This is a genomic window from Candidatus Thiodiazotropha sp. AKAK3 (genome assembly GCF_058244645.1).
Genome location: NZ_JBSYOQ010000050.1, coordinates 296585 through 319520, shown reverse-complemented (window position 1 = coordinate 319520; position 22936 = coordinate 296585). Strand labels below are relative to the sequence as shown.

The 22936-nt window shown below is 47.9% G+C and carries 20 protein-coding genes; 4 read left to right on the top strand and 16 right to left on the bottom strand.

Features of this window, described 5'->3' with window-relative positions:
- Positions 1–630: 630 nt before the first annotated feature.
- Entirely contained in the window at positions 631–2046 is a 1416-nt protein-coding gene (locus tag AC4IE7_RS11770) for a B12-binding domain-containing radical SAM protein (protein ID WP_490777038.1), read from the top strand.
- A gap of 121 nt (positions 2047–2167) precedes the next feature.
- Here AC4IE7_RS11770 and purB read toward each other — a convergent pair whose 3' ends face one another.
- The 6 genes from purB to cspD form a co-directional block, all read right to left on the bottom strand.
- The gene (purB, locus tag AC4IE7_RS11765; RefSeq protein ID WP_490777037.1) at positions 2168–3535 is read right to left on the bottom strand and encodes an adenylosuccinate lyase; all 1368 of its coding nucleotides are present in this window, start codon (positions 3533–3535) and stop codon (positions 2168–2170) included.
- A 209-nt stretch (positions 3536–3744) separates the two neighbouring features.
- Positions 3745–6435 carry an aconitate hydratase AcnA gene (gene acnA, locus AC4IE7_RS11760; RefSeq protein ID WP_490777036.1) on the bottom strand — a complete coding sequence of 897 codons (2691 nt, stop codon included), beginning with the start codon at positions 6433–6435 and terminating at the stop codon, positions 3745–3747.
- Between the two features lie 212 nt (positions 6436–6647).
- On the bottom strand, positions 6648–7268 hold the full coding sequence (hflD, locus tag AC4IE7_RS11755) for a high frequency lysogenization protein HflD (protein WP_490777035.1): 621 nt from the start codon (positions 7266–7268) through the stop codon (positions 6648–6650).
- A 102-nt stretch (positions 7269–7370) separates the two neighbouring features.
- Positions 7371–8483 (bottom strand): tRNA 2-thiouridine(34) synthase MnmA, encoded by a 1113-nt coding sequence (mnmA, locus tag AC4IE7_RS11750; RefSeq protein WP_490777034.1) that lies wholly within the window; start codon positions 8481–8483, stop codon positions 7371–7373.
- On the bottom strand, positions 8467–9054 hold the full coding sequence (locus AC4IE7_RS11745; protein WP_490777033.1) for a pseudouridine synthase: 588 nt from the start codon (positions 9052–9054) through the stop codon (positions 8467–8469). The genes mnmA and AC4IE7_RS11745 overlap by 17 nt, the downstream gene beginning before the upstream one ends.
- A 176-nt stretch (positions 9055–9230) precedes the next feature.
- Positions 9231–9449 (bottom strand): cold shock domain-containing protein CspD, encoded by a 219-nt coding sequence (cspD, locus tag AC4IE7_RS11740; protein ID WP_490777032.1) that lies wholly within the window; start codon positions 9447–9449, stop codon positions 9231–9233.
- Positions 9450–10322: 873 nt separating this feature from the next.
- Here cspD and clpS point away from each other — a divergent pair.
- Both clpS and clpA read left to right on the top strand, forming a co-directional pair.
- The gene (clpS, locus tag AC4IE7_RS11735; protein ID WP_490777031.1) at positions 10323–10643 is read left to right on the top strand and encodes an ATP-dependent Clp protease adapter ClpS; all 321 of its coding nucleotides are present in this window, start codon (positions 10323–10325) and stop codon (positions 10641–10643) included.
- A gap of 23 nt (positions 10644–10666) precedes the next feature.
- Entirely contained in the window at positions 10667–12940 is a 2274-nt protein-coding gene (clpA, locus tag AC4IE7_RS11730; protein ID WP_490777030.1) for an ATP-dependent Clp protease ATP-binding subunit ClpA, read from the top strand.
- Between the two features lie 7 nt (positions 12941–12947).
- Here clpA and infA read toward each other — a convergent pair whose 3' ends face one another.
- The 5 genes from infA to AC4IE7_RS11705 all read right to left on the bottom strand — a co-directional run bounded on the left by infA (position 12948) and on the right by AC4IE7_RS11705 (position 17200).
- Positions 12948–13166 (bottom strand): translation initiation factor IF-1, encoded by a 219-nt coding sequence (gene infA / locus AC4IE7_RS11725; protein WP_068995306.1) that lies wholly within the window; start codon positions 13164–13166, stop codon positions 12948–12950.
- Positions 13167–13523: 357 nt separating this feature from the next.
- The gene (locus AC4IE7_RS11720) at positions 13524–14597 is read right to left on the bottom strand and encodes a DUF2333 family protein (protein WP_490777029.1); all 1074 of its coding nucleotides are present in this window, start codon (positions 14595–14597) and stop codon (positions 13524–13526) included.
- Positions 14598–14932: 335 nt separating this feature from the next.
- On the bottom strand, positions 14933–15841 hold the full coding sequence (gene cyoE, locus AC4IE7_RS11715) for a heme o synthase (protein WP_490777028.1): 909 nt from the start codon (positions 15839–15841) through the stop codon (positions 14933–14935).
- Positions 15828–16472 (bottom strand): redox-active disulfide-containing membrane protein, encoded by a 645-nt coding sequence (locus AC4IE7_RS11710; RefSeq protein ID WP_490777027.1) that lies wholly within the window; start codon positions 16470–16472, stop codon positions 15828–15830. Before AC4IE7_RS11710 ends, cyoE begins: the two co-directional genes overlap by 14 nt.
- Positions 16469–17200 (bottom strand): SURF1 family protein, encoded by a 732-nt coding sequence (locus tag AC4IE7_RS11705; protein ID WP_490777026.1) that lies wholly within the window; start codon positions 17198–17200, stop codon positions 16469–16471. The genes AC4IE7_RS11710 and AC4IE7_RS11705 overlap by 4 nt, the downstream gene beginning before the upstream one ends.
- 81 nt (positions 17201–17281) lie before the next feature.
- Here AC4IE7_RS11705 and AC4IE7_RS11700 point away from each other — a divergent pair, with 81 nt between their 5' ends.
- Positions 17282–17506 carry a twin transmembrane helix small protein gene (locus AC4IE7_RS11700; RefSeq protein WP_490777025.1) on the top strand — a complete coding sequence of 75 codons (225 nt, stop codon included), beginning with the start codon at positions 17282–17284 and terminating at the stop codon, positions 17504–17506.
- Between the two features lie 28 nt (positions 17507–17534).
- Here AC4IE7_RS11700 and AC4IE7_RS11695 read toward each other — a convergent pair whose 3' ends face one another.
- The 5 genes from AC4IE7_RS11695 to AC4IE7_RS11675 all read right to left on the bottom strand — a co-directional run bounded on the left by AC4IE7_RS11695 (position 17535) and on the right by AC4IE7_RS11675 (position 22542).
- Positions 17535–18407: a cytochrome c oxidase subunit 3 gene (locus AC4IE7_RS11695; protein ID WP_490777024.1), complete on the bottom strand. Its 873-nt coding sequence runs from the start codon at positions 18405–18407 to the stop codon at positions 17535–17537.
- 70 nt (positions 18408–18477) lie between these two features.
- Positions 18478–19083, bottom strand: a complete 606-nt coding sequence (locus AC4IE7_RS11690) for a cytochrome c oxidase assembly protein (RefSeq protein WP_490777023.1) — start codon at positions 19081–19083, stop codon at positions 18478–18480.
- A 167-nt stretch (positions 19084–19250) separates the two neighbouring features.
- The gene (gene ctaD / locus AC4IE7_RS11685; RefSeq protein WP_490777022.1) at positions 19251–20846 is read right to left on the bottom strand and encodes a cytochrome c oxidase subunit I; all 1596 of its coding nucleotides are present in this window, start codon (positions 20844–20846) and stop codon (positions 19251–19253) included.
- Positions 20847–20860: 14 nt separating this feature from the next.
- Entirely contained in the window at positions 20861–22057 is a 1197-nt protein-coding gene (gene coxB, locus AC4IE7_RS11680) for a cytochrome c oxidase subunit II (RefSeq protein WP_490777021.1), read from the bottom strand.
- 5 nt (positions 22058–22062) lie between these two features.
- Positions 22063–22542 carry a DUF2244 domain-containing protein gene (locus tag AC4IE7_RS11675; protein WP_490777020.1) on the bottom strand — a complete coding sequence of 160 codons (480 nt, stop codon included), beginning with the start codon at positions 22540–22542 and terminating at the stop codon, positions 22063–22065.
- Positions 22543–22936: the final 394 nt, after the last annotated feature.

The following is a 22936-nucleotide window of genomic DNA, read 5'->3' as shown; positions in this document are numbered from 1 at the left end:
CTAGTGTGGTGCGTCATATAAACCCTATATTTAGACAAGGCCTATCTCAGTTTGCGTTTAAATCACCTGCCTCGCCCTGCGGGAAGCCACTCAAGCCGCGATTGCGGCGTTGCACCCCTTGGTAAGGGAACAACGCTGCGCCTTGCACTCACGGCTTGAGCGGCTTTCTAAATACATGGTTTATATGACGCACCACACTAGGGTTGTTCTGAGGGATCGATCACTACATTATTGTGTGGCAGCACGTGGCACTGACAGGTAATGTCAGGCAGCGACAGGGACCAAGTATTCATCTATACAGAATAAGAACATTATGAGAATATTAGTATCTCCATGGAAAGGAGAGTAATATGTCTCACGTCGCACATCCTTGTGCTCCATCCTTCGGGCGACCCTTGCCGTGCAAATCGGCTTTCCTGCCGATTTATCATCGCCAGGTGCCCAAGCCCAGAGTAAACCTGACCCGCTTGTATGGTGTGTTTGCGCCCAATAGCAAATACCGTGTTGATGAATCGATCTGTCAACATATCTAAGGTCGCCCTATTGAACTGCCTCTTTTTTGCCACATTTCCGCCCGCTTCATGCCAATCTGAGTTTGTAAGCTGACGCCTTAAAGCAGAGGAGTCCATAATGCGAGCTAAATTCATACTACCTGCCTTGATCGAGGCAAAAAGCCCCTACTGGCGACCGATTAAATATTCACTCTTCCCACCTTTGGGATTAGCCACCCTAGCAGGTCATATGGCTGCTGATGATGAGGTGGAATTAGTCGATGAACATGTGGAAGAGATTCAGCTTGATGATACACCTGATTTAGTAGTGATTCAGGTCTATATCACCAACGCCTATCGTGCCTACGCACTGGCAGATCACTATCGGGCCAGGGGGAGTCATGTGATACTTGGTGGTGTGCATGTGACCAGCTTACCGCAGGAGGCTGACAAGCATGCTGATACGATCGTTATAGGTCCCGGTGATGAGCCCTTTGCCCAGTTTTTGGCTGATTTTCGTCGAGGTAAGCCGCGGCGACTCTACTTCTCTCTTCGACGCAGTTTTGATCAGATTCCCGATGTGAGGCGTGATCTAATCAAACGAGGATCCTATCTGGTCCCCAATTCACTCGTGGTAAGTCGGGGTTGCCCCCACCAGTGTGATTTCTGTTACAAGCATGCCTTTTTTATGGGTGGGCGTTCATTCTATACACAACGTGTGGATCGGGCACTGGCCGAGATTGAATCGCTCCCAGGGCGCCATCTCTATTTTCTTGATGATCATCTATTGGGGCACCCTTACTTTGCCGAACAACTATTTGAAGGGATGCGCGGCATGGGCCGGCTATTTCAAGGTGCAGCAACTGTTGACTCTATACTACGAGGCGATCTGATCGAAAAAGCAGTGGATGCGGGTCTACGTAGTCTCTTTGTTGGCTTTGAAACCTTGAACGGAGGCAATCTGCAGGGGGCAAACAAGCGACACCACCCACTCAGTGAGTATCGGACTGCAATCCGTCGTCTTTCAGACCTGGGAGTGATGATCAACGCAAGTTTTGTCTTTGGCATGGACCAGGATGACGCTCAGGTATTTCAACGTACCGTTGACTGGGCTCTGGAGATGGGTGTAACCACTGCCACCTTTCACATTCTCACACCCTATCCGGGTACCCGGCTCTACGAAAGGCTAAAAAGCGAAGGTCGACTACTGACTGAAGACTGGGATAGGTACAATACACGGGAGGTGGTTTTCCAACCAAAGCATATGTCTACAGAGGTACTCAAGGCCGGATATGATCAGGCCTACAGATCATTCTATGAATGGCGCTCCATAGTGCGCTCCAGCATGGTACATATGGATCGCCCCTCCCATGCTCTAAGGCATTTCTGTTACAGCGCTGGCTGGAAGAAATTCGAGCCGCTTTGGAATGCAGCCATCAAGATGAAACAACTGGGCGCGGCACGACCACTGTTAGAGACCCTATTGATGACGCAGCAGACGGTTGCCACTCCACCCCTATCATCCCGACACTGTGTGCCTATCAAGACAGAGTGACCATAAGCCGATAGTTTTCCAGATATATGGTAGTGATCTCCTCTTCCTCCAATGGTGGCACCATTACTCTTACCCTAGGGAAGCTTGAAAGCTAAAGGGAGTGTAGTAAGTGCTGGTGGGATTAAATCGAAGCTGCCTGATCCCTGGCGTTGCCGATATAGCTCATCGGGGTGAGACGCTTGAGAGAATCCTTTGCTGTTTCAGGTATGTCGAGGCCATCCACAAAGGTCTGTAACTCTTCAGGGGTGATTCTTTGCCCCCGGGTCAGCTCTTTGAGCTTCTCATAGGGCTTTTCGATGCCGTAACGACGCATCACAGTCTGGATGGGTTCAGCAAGTACTTCCCAGTTCTCATCCAGGTCATTCAGCATGGCATCGCCGTTGGCTTCCAGCTTGCTTAGCCCTTTGAGTAGCGATTGCAGGGCTATGCTGGTATGAGCAAATCCTACACCGAGATTTCTGAGTACGGTTGAATCGGTCAGGTCACGCTGCCAGCGGGAGATGGGCAGCTTTTCTGAAAGATGCCCGAGTATGGCGTTGGCAATGCCCAGGTTGCCTTCTGCATTTTCAAAATCAATGGGATTGACCTTGTGTGGCATTGTGGAGGAACCGACTTCTCCGGCTACGGTTTTCTGCTTGAAATAGCCTACTGAGATGTAACTCCATACATCACGGCAAAAATCGATGAGGATGGTGTTAAAACGTGACAGCGCATGGAACAGCTCGGCAATATAGTCGTGAGGCTCTATCTGGATGGTATAGGGGTTCCAGTTGATCCCCAGACTCTCGACAAACTGCTGGGCGAATTCGGGCCAGTTAATTTCCGGGTAGGCCGAGATGTGAGCATTGTAGTTTCCTACTGCGCCGTTGATCTTGCCCAGGAGATTAACTGCTGCGATCTGATCCCGCTGGCGTTGCAGACGATAGACAACATTAGCCACCTCTTTACCCATGGTGCTGGGGGATGCGGGCTGTCCATGCGTTCGACTGAGTAGCGGTTGATCTGCCAGTTGTTGGGCCAGCGCTTTGGTTCTTTCGATTACTTCATCGATCTGTGGCAGCAGCACCTGACCGCGCCCCTCTCTCAGCATCAAGGCGTGGGAGAGGTTATTGATATCTTCCGAGGTGCAGGCAAAATGGATGAATTCACTGATGCTCTCAAGCTCTTCATTGCCTGCAATCTTCTCTTTGAGGAAATACTCGACCGCTTTTACATCGTGATTGGTGGTGCGCTCGATGTTCTTTACCCGCTGGGCATCTTCTTCACTGAAATTTTCGACAATGCCGCTGAGAATATTATTGGCATGTTCGCTCAGAGTGGGAATCTCGAGTATGTCATTGTGGCCGGCAAGTGCCTGTAACCAGCGAATTTCTACATTCACCCGATGGCGAATGAGCCCGAATTCACTGAAAATTGGCCGCAGGTCATCTGTCTTGTTGCCATAACGACCATCGATTGGAGAAACCGCTGTAAGGGAGGAGAGTTGCATATTATCTATTTCCGCAGAAATTCTGAAAGGCGGAGATTATACCCGCTGAGAAGATGGGGGTTAAGCCGGGAGTGGCAATTAAAGTATTTTTAGCAAGTCATAGACCGACGTATGGCTGTCAGAACGCTCCTTTTCTGAGCTGTGGATCTTCGTAATAGCAAGCTATTACAAAGATCCACGCCAAGAAAAGGCCCATTTTGAACGGCAATCTATTCGGCTTTGACTTCCTCAGCAGTTTCCGCAGCTGACTGATTCACCATATTGCGCAGTACGTAGTGCAGTATGCCGCCGTGTTTGAAGTAATCGACCTCATTTGGCGTATCGATACGCACAGTGACTTTAAAGCTGCGCTCTGTGCCATCCTCAGCTATCGCAGTAACTGTGATTTTATGCCCGGTTTTATCGCCAGGGTTGGGGATGTTGAATCGCTCTTCACCAGTCAACTCCAGGGTTTCTGCACTCTCACCGGCCAGAAATTGCAGTGGGAGTATGCCCATGCAGACAAGGTTGGTGCGATGAATCCGTTCGTAGCTTTCAGCGATAACAGCGCGCACCCCTTGTAACGCAGGACCTTTGGCTGCCCAGTCACGGGATGAGCCAGAGCCATACTCCTTGCCGGCGATTATGATTGCTGGGAGAGACTCCTCTTTGTAGCGCATGGCGGCGTCGTAGATGCTCATCTCGTCACCGCTAGGGAGATGTCTGGTGACACCACCTTCACTGCCGGGAAGCAGTTTATTACGTAAGCGTATATTGGCGAATGTGCCACGCATCATCACCTCATGATTGCCTCTACGGGAACCATATGAGTTGAAGTCGACAGGTTTTACGCCCTGTTCTGTGAGATAGAGTCCTGCCGGGCTATCCTCCTTGATTGCACCGGCTGGCGAGATGTGGTCTGTGGTTACCGAATCCCCCAGCCAAGCCAGGCAACGTGCCTCCTCGATGTTGGTCACCGGAGCGGGCTCTAGTTCCATATCCACGAAGTAAGGTGGGTGCTGAATATAGGTTGAGTCGGGATCCCACTCGAATTGACTGCCACTAGAAGCTTCCAGAGAGCGCCAGCGTTCATCCCCATCAAACAGAGAGGCGTAACTGGCAATAAAGCCCTCCCGTGTCAGGTTTTCAGCGATACAATCTGCAATCTCTTTACTGCTCGGCCAGATATCCTTGAGGAAAACTGTTTTGCCTTCTTTGCTGGTGCCCAAAGGTTCGTTATAGAGGTCAATATTCATGGTGCCGGCAATCGCATAAGCAACCACCAACGGTGGAGATGCCAGGTAGTTCATTCTGACTTCAGCATGTACCCGGCCCTCAAAGTTACGGTTTCCGGAGAGCACAGAGGTTACGGTCAGGTCACCATCACTGATCGCTTCGGATACTTCAGTGGGTAGGGGGCCTGAGTTACCGATACAGGTAGTACAGCCATAACCGACCAGGTCGAATCCCAAAGTCTCCAGGGGTTTATCAAGTTCTGCCTGCTGTAGATACTGCATTACCACACGGGAGCCAGGGCCCAGCGAGGTTTTTACCCAGGGCTTAACCGTTAAACCGAGATCTACGGCTCTCTTTGCCAGCAGACCGGCCCCCATCATTACTGCAGGATTGGAGGTGTTGGTACAGGAGGTGATGGCGGCGATCACAACCGCACCATCAGTGATTTCTGTTGAAGCACCGTCGATATTGGTGGCAACTGTTTGGCTCTCCCCGCCATTGAAGACCTTGACCGCCTCGATAAATTGCGACTTGGCTTCTTTTAGAAGCACCAGATCCTGGGGACGTTTAGGGCCAGCGAGACTCGGCTCAACGGCAGAGAGATCGATCTCCAGGGTTTCACTGTAAGTTGCTTCCGGTGTCTTGGCTGTATGGTAGATGCCCTGTTTCTTGGCATAGGCCTCAACCAGTGCGATCTGATCTTCGCTGCGATTGGTCAGACGCAGATAATTGAGGGTCTCTTTGTCGATCGGGAAGAGGCCACAGGTAGCACCGTATTCAGGGGCCATATTGGCGATGGTTGATCGATCGCCCATCGGCATGGAAGCGATTGCAGGACCATAGAATTCAACAAACTTACCCACCACGCCGTGTTCACGCAGACGTTCAACAATGGTCAGAACCAGATCCGTCGCCAGGCAGCCTTCAGGTAGTTTACCGACCAGCTTGACGCCGACAACCTTGGGAATCAGCATTGAGACAGGTTGACCCAACATCGAGGCTTCAGCTTCGATACCGCCAACACCCCAGCCCAGGACGCCGATACCATTCACCATGGTGGTGTGGGAGTCTGTGCCTACCAGGGTGTCGGGAAAAGCCTGTAACTTGCCGTCACGCTCTTCCGCTGATATCACCCTGGCCAGGTATTCCAGGTTCACCTGGTGTACGATTCCGGTGTCGGGTGGAACAACCTTCAGATTGGAAAAACCGCCCTGACCCCATTTCAGGAACTGATATCGCTCCCGGTTGCGCTGAAACTCCAGTTTCGCATTGAGTTCAAATGCACTCTCATCCCCATAGTGGTCTACTTGTACAGAATGATCGATAACCAGTTCAGCGGGCTGAAGTGGGTTGATATCCGCAGCATTGCCGCCAAGCTCGACAACGGCATCGCGCATTGCTGCAAGGTCGACTACAGCCGGTACCCCTGTGAAATCCTGCATCAGAACCCGTGAGGGTCGGTATTGAATCTCTTTGCTGGGTTCAGCATTAGGATCCCAGTTTGCAACTGCTTTGATATCATCTGCAGTAACAGTGACATTGTCCTCATGGCGAAGCAGGTTTTCCAAAAGGATGCGTATGGAAAAGGGTAGGCGGTCTGTGTTTTCAAGGGCATCCAGTCTGAAAATCTGGTAGGTGGTTCCATTCACCTTTATCTCACTTTCTGCACCAAAGCTACTTATCATTTGGATCTCCTAAAGCTTTAAAAACAGTTTATAACTGCTTGTTATTTTTGTTGTTTATCTATTTTATATTATGGTTCAAGGGGTATTGGGCTGTTATTCGCTATTTTTACCCCATTGACCACTAGCAATATAGAAGCTAACCAAAAGATTGCTACAGGGACTACTGTTTCAGGCCCGATATTGAACCTGCAAATAGCCTGAGTATCCCTTTGTTAAAGCCTATCCAACAAGGCTTTACAACTTTCGATGTAATTTTTTCGACTAAACAACAGTTGTCTACGGCGTCCTCCAGTCTGACGCCAGAGCATCGCAGCTCTGATACCAGATAGTAACAGAGCGCGTATTCGGTTCACATTGTCGCTGTTCTGCAAAAAGACAGTTTCACCGCTGACCATAATTCTTGGTTTTAATGTGCTTACATTTTCAGCATAGAGATCAGCTAAAGCGCCAAGTATATTGCTGTGGGTAGAGGGGAAATGAGCCAATCGTGCAGCGGTATTCATGATACCGCTTCTGATTATTTCCAATCTCTCCTGGTGGTGGCTCAGTTTTCGTTCCAGTTGAATCAGGCTAAGAATATATCGGGTCAATTCATCATCCCGAGCCTGGCTTCCACTAAGCTGTTTATGTGCCTGACGCAACCCAGGTGCAATGGCCTCGAGGCCACCATAGACATCGACTACACTCTCGGCATCCAGTTGGAAGAGGCTATTAATGCTGGGTGAAATCGTATCGGTGCTGGCCAAACCCTTGCGGGCTACCTGCTGCACCAGAGTAGCTGCTTGATATATACCTGATAAAGCAATCGTACGATCACTATCCTGATACTTCATACTGTTCCTGAGCTGAGATTCTTGCGATTCGACATACTATCATACAGCTCGATTGCCCCCCATCAGTCTATAGCAGATACTTAGTCGCCGGGTTAATAGTAATTAGGCCTGGTTGTAGGGCGGGGCATCCGTTGATTCAATGATGCCACCTCCCAAACACTCTTGCTCTCGATATAACACCAAAGACTGTCCCGGTGTGGCTGCTCGTTGCGGCGTCTCAAAGATCACCTGGCAACAATCCTTATCGAGTGGCTGAACCCGGCACTCCTGTAAAGTTTGGCGGTGACGAATTCGGGCAAGGCAGCTGAATGGCTCCGTCGGCCCCTGGCCACTTACCCAGTGGAGCTGTTTGCAGACCATCTCGCTACACATCAAAAGGGGGTGTTGGTGGCCCTGTACAGCAACCAGAACATTTCGATCAAGATCTTTTGCCGCTACAAACCATGGGGCCTCATCTGCACCCTTACGCCCACCAATGCCCAGTCCCTGCCGCTGTCCGAGGGTGTAGTACATCAAGCCCTGATGCTGGCCTATGGTGTTCCCCTGAGAATCCTCTATCTCGCCAGGCTTGGCGGGTAGAAATCGTTGCAGAAACTCCCGGAACTTTCGTTCGCCTATGAAACAGATTCCTGTACTGTCTTTCTTCTTATGATTGGGGAAACCTGCCTCTTGAGCCATTGACCTGACCTGTTGTTTATTTAAATCCCCGAGAGGAAACAGGCTATGAGAGAGCGCCTTCTGGCCCAGCATGTAGAGGAAGTAGGTCTGGTCTTTGCCTTCATCCTGGGCTCGAATCAAGCGATAGAGCTGTTCATTATACGCTAGTGCGGCGTAGTGGCCCGTAGCGATAGCCGCGGCACTCAATTGATCAGTGGCGTAGTCGAGAAAGGCTTTGAACTTAATCTCCCGGTTGCATAAAACATCCGGGTTGGGTGTTCGGCCAGCTTTGTACTCATCCAGAAAATAGGCAAATACCCGATCCCAGTATTCGGTGGCAAAGTTGATTGTGTGAAGCGGGATATCCAACCTGTCCGCTACGGCCTGGGCATCTGCAAGATCAATTGCAGCAGAGCAGTACGCTTCATCGTCATCCTCTTCCCAGTTCTTCATGAACAGGCCCTCTACAGCATAGCCTTGCTGTTTGAGCAGCAAGGCGGCGACAGAAGAGTCGACCCCTCCGGATAGACCAACAATGACTTTACTGTTTTCTGGCATGTCGAAATTTTTCTCTATCTGCTTTTTCCCGGCTTGGTTTAGAATCCAGAGTCAGCCATTCACCCGGTTGTAGTTGTTTTAGTCGCCATTGGCCAACCGCAACACGGACAAGTCTCAATGTTGGGTGGCCAACAGATGCTGTCATACGTCGAAGCTGTCGATTTCGACCCTCCTGTAACTGAATTTCAAGCCATTGTGTGGGGATTTTGGCCCTGAAACGTACAGGTGGATCTCTAGGCCAGAGTGCAGGTTCTGCTATTTTTCTGACTTTGGCAGGCAGGGTAGGGCCATCTTTTAAATCCACTCCCTGCCTCAATTGCTCAATACTCTGGTCACTGGGAGTACCTTCGACTTGAGCCCAGTAGGTTTTCCAGGATTTCTTAGCGGGATGTGAGATTCTGTGTTGAAGCTTTCCATCATCGGTCAAGATCACCAGACCTTCACTGTCACGATCCAAACGTCCGGCCGCATAGACCCCTTTGGTGGTGATATAGTCCGCCAGGGTAGGGCGTGCCTGACCATCTGTAAACTGGGTCAAGACACCAAAAGGTTTATTGAATAGGATCAACATGCAGGATTAATCTAAAGAATTTCGAAAGGCCTTACTGAATTAGAGTGTAATAGTATCGGCAGAGGGCTGATCTGGAAACAGCCAGATGGTATTTTTCTGGATAGGGCATAAAAAAGCCGGTATGGTTGAACCAGACCGGCTGATTAAATATTACGAGAGTTGATTTTTATTTAGATTCACTCACCACTCGCAGCAACTTTTTGAATATTGGTTGCGTGCAGACCTTTTGGACCCTGACTTATCTCAAATTGGACCCTTTGGCCCTCTTTCAGTGTCTTATATCCATCCATTTCAATTGATGAAAAATGGACAAAAACATCCTGATCTCCATCTTCTGGGGTTACAAAACCGTAGCCCTTGGCGTTGTTAAACCACTTTACGACTCCAGTCGCCATAGCTATTACTCCTCACTATATACGATAGCTCAGGATGGTGGAACGTTTGTTGGGGGAGCTTACAAGTGGCTTGTAGAAGAATGTGACAAGGATCTGATGAACCCGTTTTATGAGATTGTTTATCTCAAACTGTAGGGTCTATCTGTTCACGTCACTCACCGTCCGCAAGTCAACTTATAACGCAACACACAACGTTGTTATGATTAGCAGAGAGGCGTGAAACAACTCTGTCCACCAGCCTTAGCACCAGCCTTTAGTTAAATGCTCAGGCCGTCAAATCAACGGCAAAAAAATCAGTGTTTGATCCTCTAATCGGAACCATTCTCAACACTGTATGAGGAAGTATAGTGTGCATTACTAAAGGGTCAACAAATATCTGACTTTTAACTATAATTTGGATATTTTATAGGTAATTTCCCTAACCTTTTCAACGTCGATATTATGACTTACCCTATATCATAATATTACTGAAATCTTCTCGAGGAGTTAAAATCCTTCAGGTATTGTCGTAAATATCGTTCACCTCTCCACCAGCTTGGCGGTTAAGTCGCAGAAATCAGCTGAGCCTGAAAGCCTCTCTCTTGGTAGAGCAAGAGATCCTTTGCAACTCAATCATCAGATATAGGGGCTATGCATGGATGTATATCGGTTTGTAAATGAGATCTGTGTATATTAGAGAGGAGCTTTTTTAGTTACAGAGTGTCAATGAGGAGTGAACTGGCTTGATATTTAGGGATATACCCTCCATATACAATAGTATTATTGCTTTATTCGTCACTAACAGGTTAATTAGGATAGTGTTACCAGGAATTGGTATTAATCCTTAAAAAAATCAACTTTTCAGGTCAGGCAGGCCTGCTAGAATCACCCAGTATGAGCGATAGAGAACAAACATCACACGACGATGGTCTAGCATTAGAGGAGGCTGCTCCCAAATTAAAAAGGCCACCGCTATTTAAGGTTATTATTCTAAACGATGACTATACTCCAATGGAATTTGTGGTTCAGGTTTTAGAGGCCTTCTTTAGTATGGACAGGGAGAAAGCCACTCGGGTGATGCTGCATGTACATACCCGAGGTGTAGGGGTCTGTGGTGTATTTACCAAAGACGTAGCCGAGACCAAGGTCTCTCAAGTTAACGACTACTCACGTAGTAACCAGCATCCGCTGATGTGCACTATGGAAGAGACCTAAGCGGTACGTATGGAGTATCCAAGATGTTGAACAAAGAGCTGGAATTCACTCTAAATCAGGCGTTTAAAAGCGCCAAAGAGCGACAGCATGAGTTTATGACTGTCGACCACTTGTTACTTGCTTTGCTGGACAACCCGTCAGCAGTGACTGTATTGCGTGCCTGTGGCGCCAATATAGAAAAGATGCGGCAGAAAATCCGCACATTTGTTGATGAAACTACACCATTGATCCCTGATGGTGACGAGCGGGAAATTCAGCCAACTCTTGGTTTCCAAAGGGTGCTGCAGCGAGCTGTTTTTCATGTCCAGTCTTCTGGGAAGAACGAAGTGACTGGAGCCAATGTGCTGGTTGCTATCTTCAACGAGCAGGATTCTCAGGCAGTTTTTTTCCTGAATGAAGAGAAAGTCAGCCGCTTGGACGTCGTCAACTATATCTCACACGGTATATCGAAGCTTGATGAAGTTGGCCATGATGAGAGTCCTGTAGAGTTGTCGACTGAAAACAAGGGTGAAGATCAAGCCAGTGCGTTGGACAACTATGCAGCTAATCTGAACCAACTCGCGGAACAAGGAAAAATTGACCCACTAATCGGTCGACATAGCGAAATTGAGAGAACAATTCAGATTTTATGTCGGCGTCGCAAGAACAATCCTCTGCTGGTTGGTGAGGCAGGCGTTGGTAAAACTGCAATTGCAGAAGGTCTGGCGAAAAAGATCGTCGATGCCGAGGTGCCGGATATATTAGCGAACGCTACTATCTACGCACTTGATCTGGGCACTCTTGTCGCAGGCACCAAATATCGGGGTGATTTCGAAAAACGACTGAAGGCTGTGCTCGCAGAACTGAAGATCAAAAAAGATGTGGTTCTGTTCATTGACGAGATACACACCATTATCGGTGCAGGTGCAGCGTCTGGTGGTGTTATGGATGCCTCAAATCTGATCAAACCAGTTTTGGCATCTGGGGAACTGCGTTGTATCGGCTCAACAACCTACCAGGAGTTTCGTGGGATCTTCGAGAAGGATAGGGCTTTGGCCCGCCGATTCCAGAAAATAGATGTGGAAGAGCCTACCGTCGAGGAGACCATAGAGATTCTGAAAGGTCTCAAGTCCCGTTTCGAAGAGCACCACAATATCGAATACACACAGGACGCACTTAACAGTGCAGCAGAGCTCTCTGACAAGTACATCAATGACCGCCACTTGCCTGACAAGGCGATTGATGTAATCGATGAGGCTGGGGCCAATGTACAGCTACAGCCAGAGGAAGAGCGTCGTAAGATCATCGATGTGGATGAGGTAGAGGCCATTGTGGCTAAAATCGCTCGTATTCCACCGAAGAAAGTCTCGACATCCGACACAGAATCCCTGCGTAACTTGACCAGAGATTTGAAAATGGTTGTGTTCGGTCAGGATCTGGCAATTGAAGCATTGACTGCGGCAATCCGTATGAATAGATCCGGACTGGTCAACGAGGGTCGACCTGTTGGCTCATTTCTGTTCACAGGGCCAACTGGTGTGGGTAAAACTGAGATTACCCGGCAACTGGCCAGAATTCTGAGTATGGATCTAATCCGCTTCGATATGTCCGAATATATGGAGCGACATACCGTTTCCAGACTGATTGGTGCGCCTCCAGGCTATGTTGGTTTTGATCAGGGTGGCTTGTTGACTGAAGAGATTGCCAAACATCCTCATTGTGTACTGCTTCTCGATGAGATCGAAAAGGCCCACCCGGATGTCTTCAATCTTCTGCTGCAGGTTATGGATCACGGTACACTCACCGATAATAACGGTCGGAAAGCCGATTTTCGTAATGTTGTGATCGTAATGACCACCAATGCGGGTGCTCAGGAGATGAGTCGTTCATCCATAGGTTTTGCTACACAGGACCATACCAGCGATGGTATGGAGGTGATCAAAAAGATGTTCACCCCTGAGTTCAGAAACCGTCTGGATGCAATCATTCAATTCTCCGGATTGACGCCGGAACATATCGCCAAGGTGGTTGATAAGTTTGTTTTTGAACTCGAAGGTCAGTTACAGGAGAAAAACGTCAATCTGATTGTGGAAGCTGAGGCCAGGGTATGGCTGGCAGCACATGGTTACGATCCCAAGATGGGTGCGCGTCCCATGGCTCGGTTGATTCAGGACGAAATTAAGAAGCCACTTGCAGAAGAGTTGCTGTTCGGGAAGCTATCAGCAGGCGGAGCTGTCAAAGTAGATGTCTCGGAAGACAAGCTTATATTTGATATTGAGGGCGAGCCAGTAGCCGATACATCGATCGACGAAGGCTGACTCTTCCTCAGCGCGCACGATAGGTGATGCGGCCCTTGGTCAGGTCGTAAGGGGTCAGCTGTACAGTAACCTTGTCGCCGGTAAGGATACGGATATAGTGCTTACGCATTTTGCCTGAGATATGGGCGGTTACCACATGGCCATTTTCCAGTTCAACACGGAACATGGTGTTTGGCAGGGTTTCAACCACAGTGCCTTCCATCTCGATGAAATCTTCTTTCGCCATACTTATTTCTTAACTCAATTATATTTAGGTATACCCTTGCGGGCGGTCTTAAAACCGGGCGCATTATAGCACAGGGCCCGATACCGAAGTGCGCCATTATCAGTATATTTACGCGTATGGCAAGTGATTCTGTAGCAGATGAACAGCTGGGGAGGGCTAAATCAGTAAAAAACAGCTGTTTTTTTCACTTAATGCTGTAGCGTAGAGGTAACTTTTTTCCTATTGGGTGCGGCCGGAATAGAGTTTATCTTCGTCTACTTTTGTCGACGCCAGAAAAATCCATCGGCGTCATCAGGGTTTTATGGTTTTATTGGCAAACCAATGTTTTACAGGCTGCAATAGATCTACTGTCCGGCGCTATCCTTGACTTAACAGGTTACGCAAATCGATGACTGCTGCATTGGCGCGGGAGATGTAGGAGGCCATCACCAGTGAGTAGTTTGCAAAGATGCCGAAACCCTTGCCATTCAATACAACAGGACTACTGATAGGCTCCTGGGCAGCTTCCAGCTCCCGAATGATTTGGCGCAAACTTACCAACGCATTCTTTTTGCTTAAAATTTCCCGAAAATCTATCTCAACTGCATGGAGGTAATGGATCAGTGCCCAGGTAGATCCTCTGGCTTCATAGAAAACATCATCAATCTCCAGCCAGGGTGTCTGTACGGTCATACTCTCATTAGCCATAGTCGATTGGCTTGCAGAAGGGTCTCCTGCCAAATCAGTATTGATTCGTTCCTGTCCAACACTGGCGCTCAAACGCTGAGAGAGGCTACCCAGCCGTTTTTCAACAATAGCCAACCAATCCCTTAGATTGTCGGCTCGGGCATAAAACTGAGTATTCTGCTTGCCCTCTTGTGAGAGGCCCGTCAGGTAGCGTTTCAGGGCTTCTATACCTTGGGAGTACTCTCCCTCGGTTGATGGAAAGATCCAGGAGTCATTGCTGTAGTTGAATTGAGGTTCAGTGATTGCCAGATCTTTGTTTTCAGTAGATTGAGACTGGGAGCGGCTGATGTCGTTTCTAAGTGAACGGGCCAAATCCCGAACTTGTGTCAATACCCCAAACTCCCAGTTGGGCATATTGTCGAGGAAGACGCTGGGTGGCATTACATCATTGCTCAGGTAGCCCCCAGGCTTTTCAAGCAGGGTTTCAATAGTGGTTAACAGGGTGATTGTAGTGTAGGAGCCAATAACCGGCTTTAATTCCATTTCTGTCAAAACATTACTGGTATTTTTTTTGACATCAAATGGCTCCGGCATGATGCTCCAATAGATGCCCAGCAGGAAAAGCAGGACTATCAGGGTAACAGTGCCAAGCCCACTGGCCCAGAACACGCCCTTCTCCCGAATGGTTCGGGGGTGGTAGAGCTGTGCTATGCGACTGAACAGAGATGCCGTTTGACGGGTAAGCCTTGCTAATAATTCCTTCACTTATTGCCATCCTGAATTACACGCTATTGAGTCTATATAGCTTAAATCACTCTTGGATCCGATAACAGGTCGTTGTGATAGGTATGTCCTGGTCAGTACAAGACGAAATGTCTAATCGACTGCTGCCGTAAAAGTCGTAGGGTACGGCCCTGCCGAACCAATACGGCCTTAGGAGTGTGAGAATTTGCGCTGTTTTTTGCCCAAAATCCATTTGCGAACATTCGCGGCTTGCCTCTATAACCCCCCTCTGGCGGAAGAGGGGCATTTAAAGCTGCTTCTGTAGTTTAAAGAGGATTTACGCAACAGTAGTGGTGCGCCTGATTGATCATCTGTTCTCAGTTTAGAGCCATGACTAAATAGTGGTCCACCAGCAACAGGGTGAATAACAGACTCAAATAGAGGATTGAGTAGGTAAAAGTCCTCATTGCATGATCCCGTCCATCACTACGTAGCAATTTAATAGCGTGATAGACGAAACCACTACCAAGAGAGAGTGCACCGAACAGGTAGAGGTAGCCACTCATGTGCACCACAAATGGAAGCATGGTTACAGCAAGTAACATGATGCTGTAAATAAGAATCTGCTGCTTGGTGAAATCGATGCCATGGGTGACCGGAAGCATGGGTATGTCAGCTTTGGCATAATCATCGCGACGGTGGATTGCCAAGGGCCAGAAGTGAGGTGGCGTCCAGACAAAGATAATTAACAACAGTAGAAACGCCTCGATGGTGACTTCCCCGGTAATGGCTACCCAGCCGAGTAGTGGAGGAGATGCACCAGCCAAACCACCCCAAACAATGTTTTGCGGTGTATTGCGTTTCAGATAGAGGGTATAGATCAGTGCATAGCCGATCAGTGCCATAAAGGTCAGTAGTGCCGTTAAAGGATTGACAAGAAAAAACAGCATCAGCATGGAAACCAGACCTAAAAACAGGGCGAAACTGCCTGCATGCTGGGTGTCCATGTGGCCACTTGGAAATGGGCGTCTACTGGTTCGCTGCATCATTTTATCAATGCGTTGATCGATAATGTGATTGATGACAGCGCCACAGGCGGCAGCTAAAGAGATGCCGAGCAGACCGAACAGCATCGGTTGCCAGGGTACGAAACCCTGTTCAGACAAAAGCATACCAACCAATGCTGTGAAGGCAATGAGTAGCACTACTTTTGGTTTGGTCAGCTCATAATAGTGTTGCCATGTAAAATTGATGGCGTGTCGTGTAGAGATATTACTGATGGCCATATTGACCTCCTTGGGACCAGTTTTGAGAGGCCTTGAGTAGTTTTTCCAGATCTTCAAGGATCTGTTTTGAGGTGATCTGTGGGGTGTCATATCGCATCATCAAATCTCCTCTGGGATCGATAATAAAGACCGGAATGCTATCTTCAAATTCCGCTAGCGGGAATAGGGATGTCACAGCTGCACGCTGATCGAGATCAGCAATCAGTAGATGTGTACCGTCCAGTCCATCTAATGAAGGTATATCAATATTTCCACTGCTGTCTGGATAGATGATTAATCCACGTTCAATGCGTTGCCTGCCAGCTGCGGTTGCGCGACGTATTTGACGTATTTTGATCAGTGCTTCAACACAGGCGGCATCACAGCCTGACTCACTGACTACAACCAGTGTCCACTTATCCTCAAGAGAATTCCACTCAAAGGGTGTTCGCTCAATTGTGTTTAGAGTTAGTGCGGCTACCGCTCTTTGCGGATCGATCAGTGTTCCGTTATTGGCCCGGCTACCAGGTAGCCAATCGGGATTCATGTAAAACAACCAGGAAAATATCAGTGGCAATGAACAAATAGCTATCAATATCCACAAGGATACCAGGCTGCGGGAAGGGGGGGACTGCTGTGCCAGGCTGCTCATACTTCACTCTCTTCCGTTTTTTGCAACGATAGACGCAGCCATACAAGCAGAGCGATTATGGCAAAGGCAAACCACTGGATAGCGTAACCAATATGCATCAGGTCACTTACCTTCGGTGTGGGCCATTGGCGAATAAATGCCAGATCGTCTTTGGATGTTTGTAAAATCATCAGTGGCAGTACCTCCAGACCAGACCATTCAATATAACGGGGCAGGGTCAGATAGGGCCATCGCGGAGGTGACTGGCTCTGTTGATTCGAAGGTGTCAGTTCGATGGCTGGCGCCTCCGGAATGGTGACTTCACCATCAACTATTTGCTGATTGGAATTCAGTGGCAGGTTTAATTTTTCATCTAACTGATCATGAGCGACCCAGCCGCGATTGACTAAAACAATTCTGCCATTGCCTGAAAGTTGCAGTGGTGTGATGATATGAAACCCGGTTTTGCCCAAGTGTTTACGGTTTTCTATGTAGATTGCTTTATCGTTGAGAAAATGTCCTTTAGCAACGACGTGACGGTACAACATGGAATCACGTTGAGGCAGCTGTTCATCATTTAAGGAGAGAGGAGGCAGGTTTCGTTGCATCTCCAACGCAGAAGCTTGTTGCCGTTTCTGTGCGGCGCGGTCGAGCTGCCATAGACCAAGGCCACAGAGCATGGGGGTAATGATTACCATGATTATTGTGGGGATGGTCTGGGCGCGAAAATAGTGCGTGCTGCTTGTCATAACATCTATAGTGAAACTACCCTTCGTCAAAACAGCACTGCCGGCGGGTGGATAACCGATTCGACAAAAGTTGGAATGATCATGGACATTATCTTTAAATTACCTGTATTACTGGTTTTGCTATTCATTCTTTTTTCCCTCTTTCAGGGGATGTACTACATGGCCAAGGATGACGGCAAAGAAAACAGTACGCGTGTGGTGCGTGCGTTGACTGTTCGAGTTGCACTCTCTTTGTTGCTATTCGTCATACTGATGGCGGGTTACTTTTTCGGTTTACTTACCCCTCACGGTCTGTTGCCTCAATAAGAATGATCAGAAGGCAACAGAACTGAATCTACAACCAGTAGACGAAAACAAACAGCCCAAGCCAGACAACATCGACAAAATGCCAGTACCAGGCGACCGCTTCGAAGGCGAAGTGGTTATGTGAACTGAAATGGCTTTTCAAGCTACGTCCAAGAATCGCCATCAACATCACTGCCCCCATCGTCACATGAAAGCCATGAAAACCAGTTAGCATATAGAATGTTGAACCGTATGCACCTGTCTCCAGTGTGAGGTTGAGTTCATGGTAGGCATGACCATATTCATAGCCCTGCAGGATGACAAAAAACACCCCTAACGCAATCGTGGCAATCAATCCGTTGACCAGTTGTTTTTGATTATCTATTTTCAATCCCCAATGAGCCCAGGTGATCGTTGCGCCACTGGTCAGCAGTATCAAGGTGTTGATCGCAGGGATTCCCCAGGCTCCCATAGGGGTGAAGTCACCCCCCATCTCACCGGGGCCATGGGATGGCCAGACATTCTCAAAACCGCTGTATAGGATCTCATTGGTCATGCCAAGGTACCCTTCACCACCCAACCAGGGTAGTGCAATATTGCGGATATAGAAGAGTGCACCGAAGAAACTGATAAAGAAGAATACCTCTGATGCAATAAACCAAAACATGCCCATGCGGAAAGAGGTATCAACCTGGCGGCTGTATTTCCCACTTAAATTTTCCATGACGACGTCACGAAACCAGCTATAGAGCAGATAGAAAAAGAGTATCAGACCAGCTATAACGAGAAATCCGCCGATAGAGACCCCGTTCATTGCAAGAGCACCACCGAAGAGGGTGAGCAGCAGTGATAACATCCCAATTATTGGCCATGGACTGGGTTCGGGTATGAAGTAGTCCCCATTATGTTCTTTTACTGACATCGTAACTCTCTCCCCGATATTGAGTAGCGGTATAGATATAAAGTCATAGTTTCACAACAGATCACACTCTTCACTTGTTCACCTGCATTGCGATATTTGGAAGATCGTTGCTCTGTTTTGGTTTCTCTTTCGGTACCTTTAGACGCATGAAACTATAGGATAGTGTTAATGAGTGAATATCCTTGGGCAGATCGGTTGAAACCATGAAACGGAGTGGCATTTCAGTTAACTGGTTTCCGGTTAAGGTCTGTTTGTTAAAACAGAAGCACTCCAACTTGCTGAAATAGGGTGTGGCTTGCCAAGGCACCACGCTGGGGATTGCCTGTCCAGTAACCGAAGATCGACTTCGGTTATGTGCGATAAAGTTGACCTCGTACATCTCTCCCGGGTGTACCCGGAGACTGCCGGTTACCGCTTCGAATTCCCAGGGCAGATTTGGATTGACTGTGGCGTCGAATTTCACCGTAACCCAGCGATTGCTATCCACCTCACCAGATGTTGGGTTTGCCTGTTCTATTTTACTGCGTTGCGAAAGTGATTGGGTCCCTGTCACTTCACAGAAAAGATTGTAGAGTGGCACCATGGCAAAGCCAAAACCAAACATAAAGACCACAATGCCAGTAAGCAGAAATGTGGTACGACGGTTTTTACTTTGCCCCGGTGACTGGCTACTCATGGTGTTGCCTGAGAACCCACAATTCGAAACAGTCCTGTCCAAAACGGAAACGAGGTGACTAAAAAGAAGAGGGCTAATCCGGCCAGTATCCATGCCAGGCGAATATTTTTAGTTCTCAATTCCGGTGTTTGAAATCTCGGTATGCTCATTACTCTACCTATAAGTTCTTACTTGATTTGCGGAGCGACAGTCCAGGTATGAAATGCGGGAGGTGAATCCAACTCCCATTCAAGTCCTTCAGCACCTTCCCATGCTCTGCTTTCAGCTTTTTTGCCTCCACGAATTGTTTTTATAACGATGTAGAGTAGTAGCAGATGACTAAGGCCAAAGATCATTGCGCCAATGCTCGAAACAACGTTGAACTCGGTGAACATTATGTTGTAGTCAACGATTCTCCGGGGCATTCCCGCCAAACCGAGAAAGTGTTGCGGAAAGAAGGTAATGTTAAAGCCGATGACGTTTGTCCAGAAAAAGATTTTCCCCAGCTTTTCGTCATACATATGTCCTGTCCATTTGGGTAGCCAGTAGAAAATGCCGGCAAAAAGACCAAACACTGCACCAGGCATCAGCACGTAGTGAAAATGGGCGACGACAAACATACTGTCGTGGTACTGCATGTCTGCGGGTACAACAGCCAGCATCACACCACTCAATCCACCAAAGGTGAACATCAGCACTATGGCCACTGCAAAAAGCATGGGCGTTTCAAAGGTCATTGCACCACGCCACATGGTAGCAATAAAGTTGAAAATCATCAGACCCACCGGAATCGAGATCAGGATCGTTCCTATCATAAAATAGGTGACTGCACCTAAGGACATGCCAATGGTGTATTGATGATGAGCCCAGACAACCATGCCGACCGTAGCAACGGTCAACATTGCACCCACCATGGATTTATATCCGAAAAGTGGTTTGCGAGAGAAAGCTGGGATTACGTGTGAGAGCACCCCAATAGAGGGTAACAAAAGGATGTAGACCTCAGGATGGCCAAAAAACCAGAACAGATGTTGAAACAGCACTGGATCCCCACCACCTGCCGCATCAAAAAAGCTGGTGCCGAAGTGCCTGTCGAACAGCAGCATAGTGACGCCGCCAGCAAGTACAGGTACTACCAGAATCAATAAAAATGCGGTAACCAACCAGGTCCAGCAGAACATTGGCATTTTCATCAGTGTCATGCCTGGTGCTCTCATGTTAAGCAGGGTTACGATAATGTTGATCGAAGCGAGTACAGAAGAGATACCCAAGAGGTGGATGGCGAAGATCAGAAAGTCCATCGACATTCCTACCTGAACGGAGAGTGGGGGATAGAGAGTCCATCCTGTATTAATCTGTGTTCCGCCGCCAGGAAAAAAGGGTACGACAAATGAAAGTATCAGCATGGTGGCTGCTGCAGGAAGAATCCAGAAGCTGAGATTGTTCATTCTCGGAAGTGCCATGTCAGGCGCGCCGACCATCATCGGAATCATCCAGTTGGCCAGTCCTGCTGCTGCCGGCATAACAGCACCGAAAATCATAATCAGTGCATGGTTGGTTACCAGATTGTTATATAGATCAGGGTCGAGCAGTTGGATTCCCGGCTGAAAAAGCTCCAAACGTATCAACATCGCACTGGCGCCACCAAGAAATAGCATAGTCAATGCAAACAGCAGGTATAGCGTACCTATATCTTTGTGATTGGTGCTGAACAACCAGCGGCGCCAACCTGTTGGATTATCATGGTGATGCGCTTCATCATGGTTAAGGGTTGTAGTTGTCATTATCTAACTCTCCTCTATCTTGCCTGCTTAACATCGGCAGGCTGCACCACATCGCCTGTGTTATTGTCCCAAGCATTTCGTTCATAGGTTACAATTGCTGCGATTTCTAAATCGTTGAGCGAGCCCCAAGGCTGCATGGCAGTACCTTCTTTGCCTTTGATTACAATCTGTAAGTGATCCGCAATTGGACCGGTGGCAAGGGCAGAGCCTTTCAAAGCCGGGAAAGCTGGTGGTAATCCCATACCTGTAACCTGGTGACAGGCAGCGCACTTGGTTTCGTAGAGCGCCTTTCCTTTCGTCAACAGCTCATCGAGACTCCAGGTTTTGTCAGCACTTGCTTCTGCTGCAGCTGCAATTTTGATTGCATTCTGGTCATCAACCCATGCAGCGAACTGTTGAGGTGATACCGATTCCACCACAATGGGCATGCGGGAGTGCCAGGTGCCGCATAACTCGGCACATTGTCCACGGAAGACACCCTCTCTATTCAGTTCAGCCCAGGTTTCAGTGACATAGCCAGGAATTGCGTCTTTTTTGACTGCCAGTTCAGGTACCCAAAAAGCGTGCAGCACATCAGCAGAGGTGTGGAGAAAACGGATTTTTTGTCCGGTTGGCAAGACCAGTCGATTGTCGACCTCTCTAAGGTAGAGATCACCAGATTTCTCTTGCGGTACATATCGACTCTCTACTTTAATATTATGATCCAGATAGTCGAATTCCCACCACCATTGGTGTCCAGTTACTTTGACATCCAGGATGTTCTCATCCTTGGGTACATCCCAGACCTTTTTCAATACAACGTCCGCTTTGCCAGCAATGGTAAGGTCGACGCCCAACACCAACACCGGGACGATGACCCAGGACCAGTTACCAAACCAGGAGTTGTGGAAATTCTGGTCTGCTGGATAGCCACGGCTTTTTCGATGGTAGTAGAGCGAGTAGAAGACAAATCCGAAAACAATCAACAACAGTACCGTTGTTATCTGCATCGTTAGCATATGGATGTTATAGATATCCTGGGCAACGTTGGCAGCAGGTTCAGGGAAGTTGAGGCCATATTCTGCTTTGCTTACATTTGACAGCGTCAATAATGCAATGGAGAGACCTGCTAACAAAGGTAGTTTCATGTTGTGCAAAACTGCTTTATCTTTGTTTTGTAACGCCGACACGGGAGCACTGCCATGTCGTGTATGATTTTTATTAAACTTCATACTGGTTAAATGCCCTCGATTTTGTTTTTTAGACTATGAGCAAGCACTTCACGCTCATCCTCGACCAAGTACTTCCCTATCTCGATATATTCACCATGAGAACCGATTAGTAGACGACTGGGATACCAGCCTCGGGGATCGTGTTTCTGGATAACTTTCATCCATGCTTTATGGAAACATTTTTCTGAGTCATGCAGGCCATTGCTACTCACCCTGACTTGATTGCTACCTATTCTGATAGTCTGCCGGGTGTGGGCACAGCAGCTCTGACAATAGATGCCGATTCCAATTATCAATATCTCCAGGCCAGCAAATGGAAGTACCAACCAGGCGCCAAGAGAATAGAAGTAGAGAGAAATAAACAGACAGGGTGTGGCCAATAGTAGAAAAAGCCACTTGGATTGATTCCAAGTCAGGTTTTTATTGGGAGTCAAGATGAGAATAGACTCATCAGAATCCATGTTTTGAGTATCCGTTAGGATCATCTGCCATTCCACACGTCGGTGACGGCCGGATTCTGCTTGGCGTCGTTTTATTGATCTAAGTCAACAGAATAAGACAAAATCTCACTAAAACGCAATAACTAAGTTAATTGGTCGACAATTTTTAAGGTATTGATTATTAATTAGAATAATTGAATATACTGCTGCTTTGTACGATTATCACTGTTATTTTTAACTCATCACATGGTCCAAAATAATTCACTCATCTGACACTACAATGACCATAAAATATTGTTTTGGCAGTAGTTCTGCTATCAGGTGTGGTTCTCTTGCTTGACTATTACTGACTTAAATAGTGCCTCCAATCAAAGTGGATATTGGAATCTTTATTATAATGTTTAGGAGAATCCTTTAATTGCCACTGGATCCTGCTGTT

What these genes read in the sequence shown, in the direction of transcription:
- AC4IE7_RS11695 (WP_490777024.1), bottom strand. Translation starts at nt 18,407, where the DNA reads ATGTCAGTAAAAGAACATAATGGGGACTACTTCATACCCGAACCCAGT.
- clpA (WP_490777030.1), top strand. Translation starts at nt 10,667, where the DNA reads ATGTTGAACAAAGAGCTGGAATTCACTCTAAATCAGGCGTTTAAAAGC.
- AC4IE7_RS11745 (WP_490777033.1), bottom strand. Translation starts at nt 9,054, where the DNA reads ATGTTGATCCTATTCAATAAACCTTTTGGTGTCTTGACCCAGTTTACA.
- infA (WP_068995306.1), bottom strand. Translation starts at nt 13,166, where the DNA reads ATGGCGAAAGAAGATTTCATCGAGATGGAAGGCACTGTGGTTGAAACC.
- coxB (WP_490777021.1), bottom strand. Translation starts at nt 22,057, where the DNA reads ATGAAGTTTAATAAAAATCATACACGACATGGCAGTGCTCCCGTGTCG.
- AC4IE7_RS11705 (WP_490777026.1), bottom strand. Translation starts at nt 17,200, where the DNA reads ATGACAAGCAGCACGCACTATTTTCGCGCCCAGACCATCCCCACAATA.
- AC4IE7_RS11690 (WP_490777023.1), bottom strand. Translation starts at nt 19,083, where the DNA reads ATGAGTAGCCAGTCACCGGGGCAAAGTAAAAACCGTCGTACCACATTT.
- AC4IE7_RS11770 (WP_490777038.1), top strand. Translation starts at nt 631, where the DNA reads ATGCGAGCTAAATTCATACTACCTGCCTTGATCGAGGCAAAAAGCCCC.
- AC4IE7_RS11710 (WP_490777027.1), bottom strand. Translation starts at nt 16,472, where the DNA reads ATGAGCAGCCTGGCACAGCAGTCCCCCCCTTCCCGCAGCCTGGTATCC.
- clpS (WP_490777031.1), top strand. Translation starts at nt 10,323, where the DNA reads ATGAGCGATAGAGAACAAACATCACACGACGATGGTCTAGCATTAGAG.
- cyoE (WP_490777028.1), bottom strand. Translation starts at nt 15,841, where the DNA reads ATGGCCATCAGTAATATCTCTACACGACACGCCATCAATTTTACATGG.
- cspD (WP_490777032.1), bottom strand. Translation starts at nt 9,449, where the DNA reads ATGGCGACTGGAGTCGTAAAGTGGTTTAACAACGCCAAGGGCTACGGT.
- ctaD (WP_490777022.1), bottom strand. Translation starts at nt 20,846, where the DNA reads ATGACAACTACAACCCTTAACCATGATGAAGCGCATCACCATGATAAT.
- AC4IE7_RS11675 (WP_490777020.1), bottom strand. Translation starts at nt 22,542, where the DNA reads ATGATCCTAACGGATACTCAAAACATGGATTCTGATGAGTCTATTCTC.
- hflD (WP_490777035.1), bottom strand. Translation starts at nt 7,268, where the DNA reads ATGAAGTATCAGGATAGTGATCGTACGATTGCTTTATCAGGTATATAT.
- AC4IE7_RS11700 (WP_490777025.1), top strand. Translation starts at nt 17,282, where the DNA reads ATGGACATTATCTTTAAATTACCTGTATTACTGGTTTTGCTATTCATT.
- acnA (WP_490777036.1), bottom strand. Translation starts at nt 6,435, where the DNA reads ATGATAAGTAGCTTTGGTGCAGAAAGTGAGATAAAGGTGAATGGAACC.
- mnmA (WP_490777034.1), bottom strand. Translation starts at nt 8,483, where the DNA reads ATGCCAGAAAACAGTAAAGTCATTGTTGGTCTATCCGGAGGGGTCGAC.
- purB (WP_490777037.1), bottom strand. Translation starts at nt 3,535, where the DNA reads ATGCAACTCTCCTCCCTTACAGCGGTTTCTCCAATCGATGGTCGTTAT.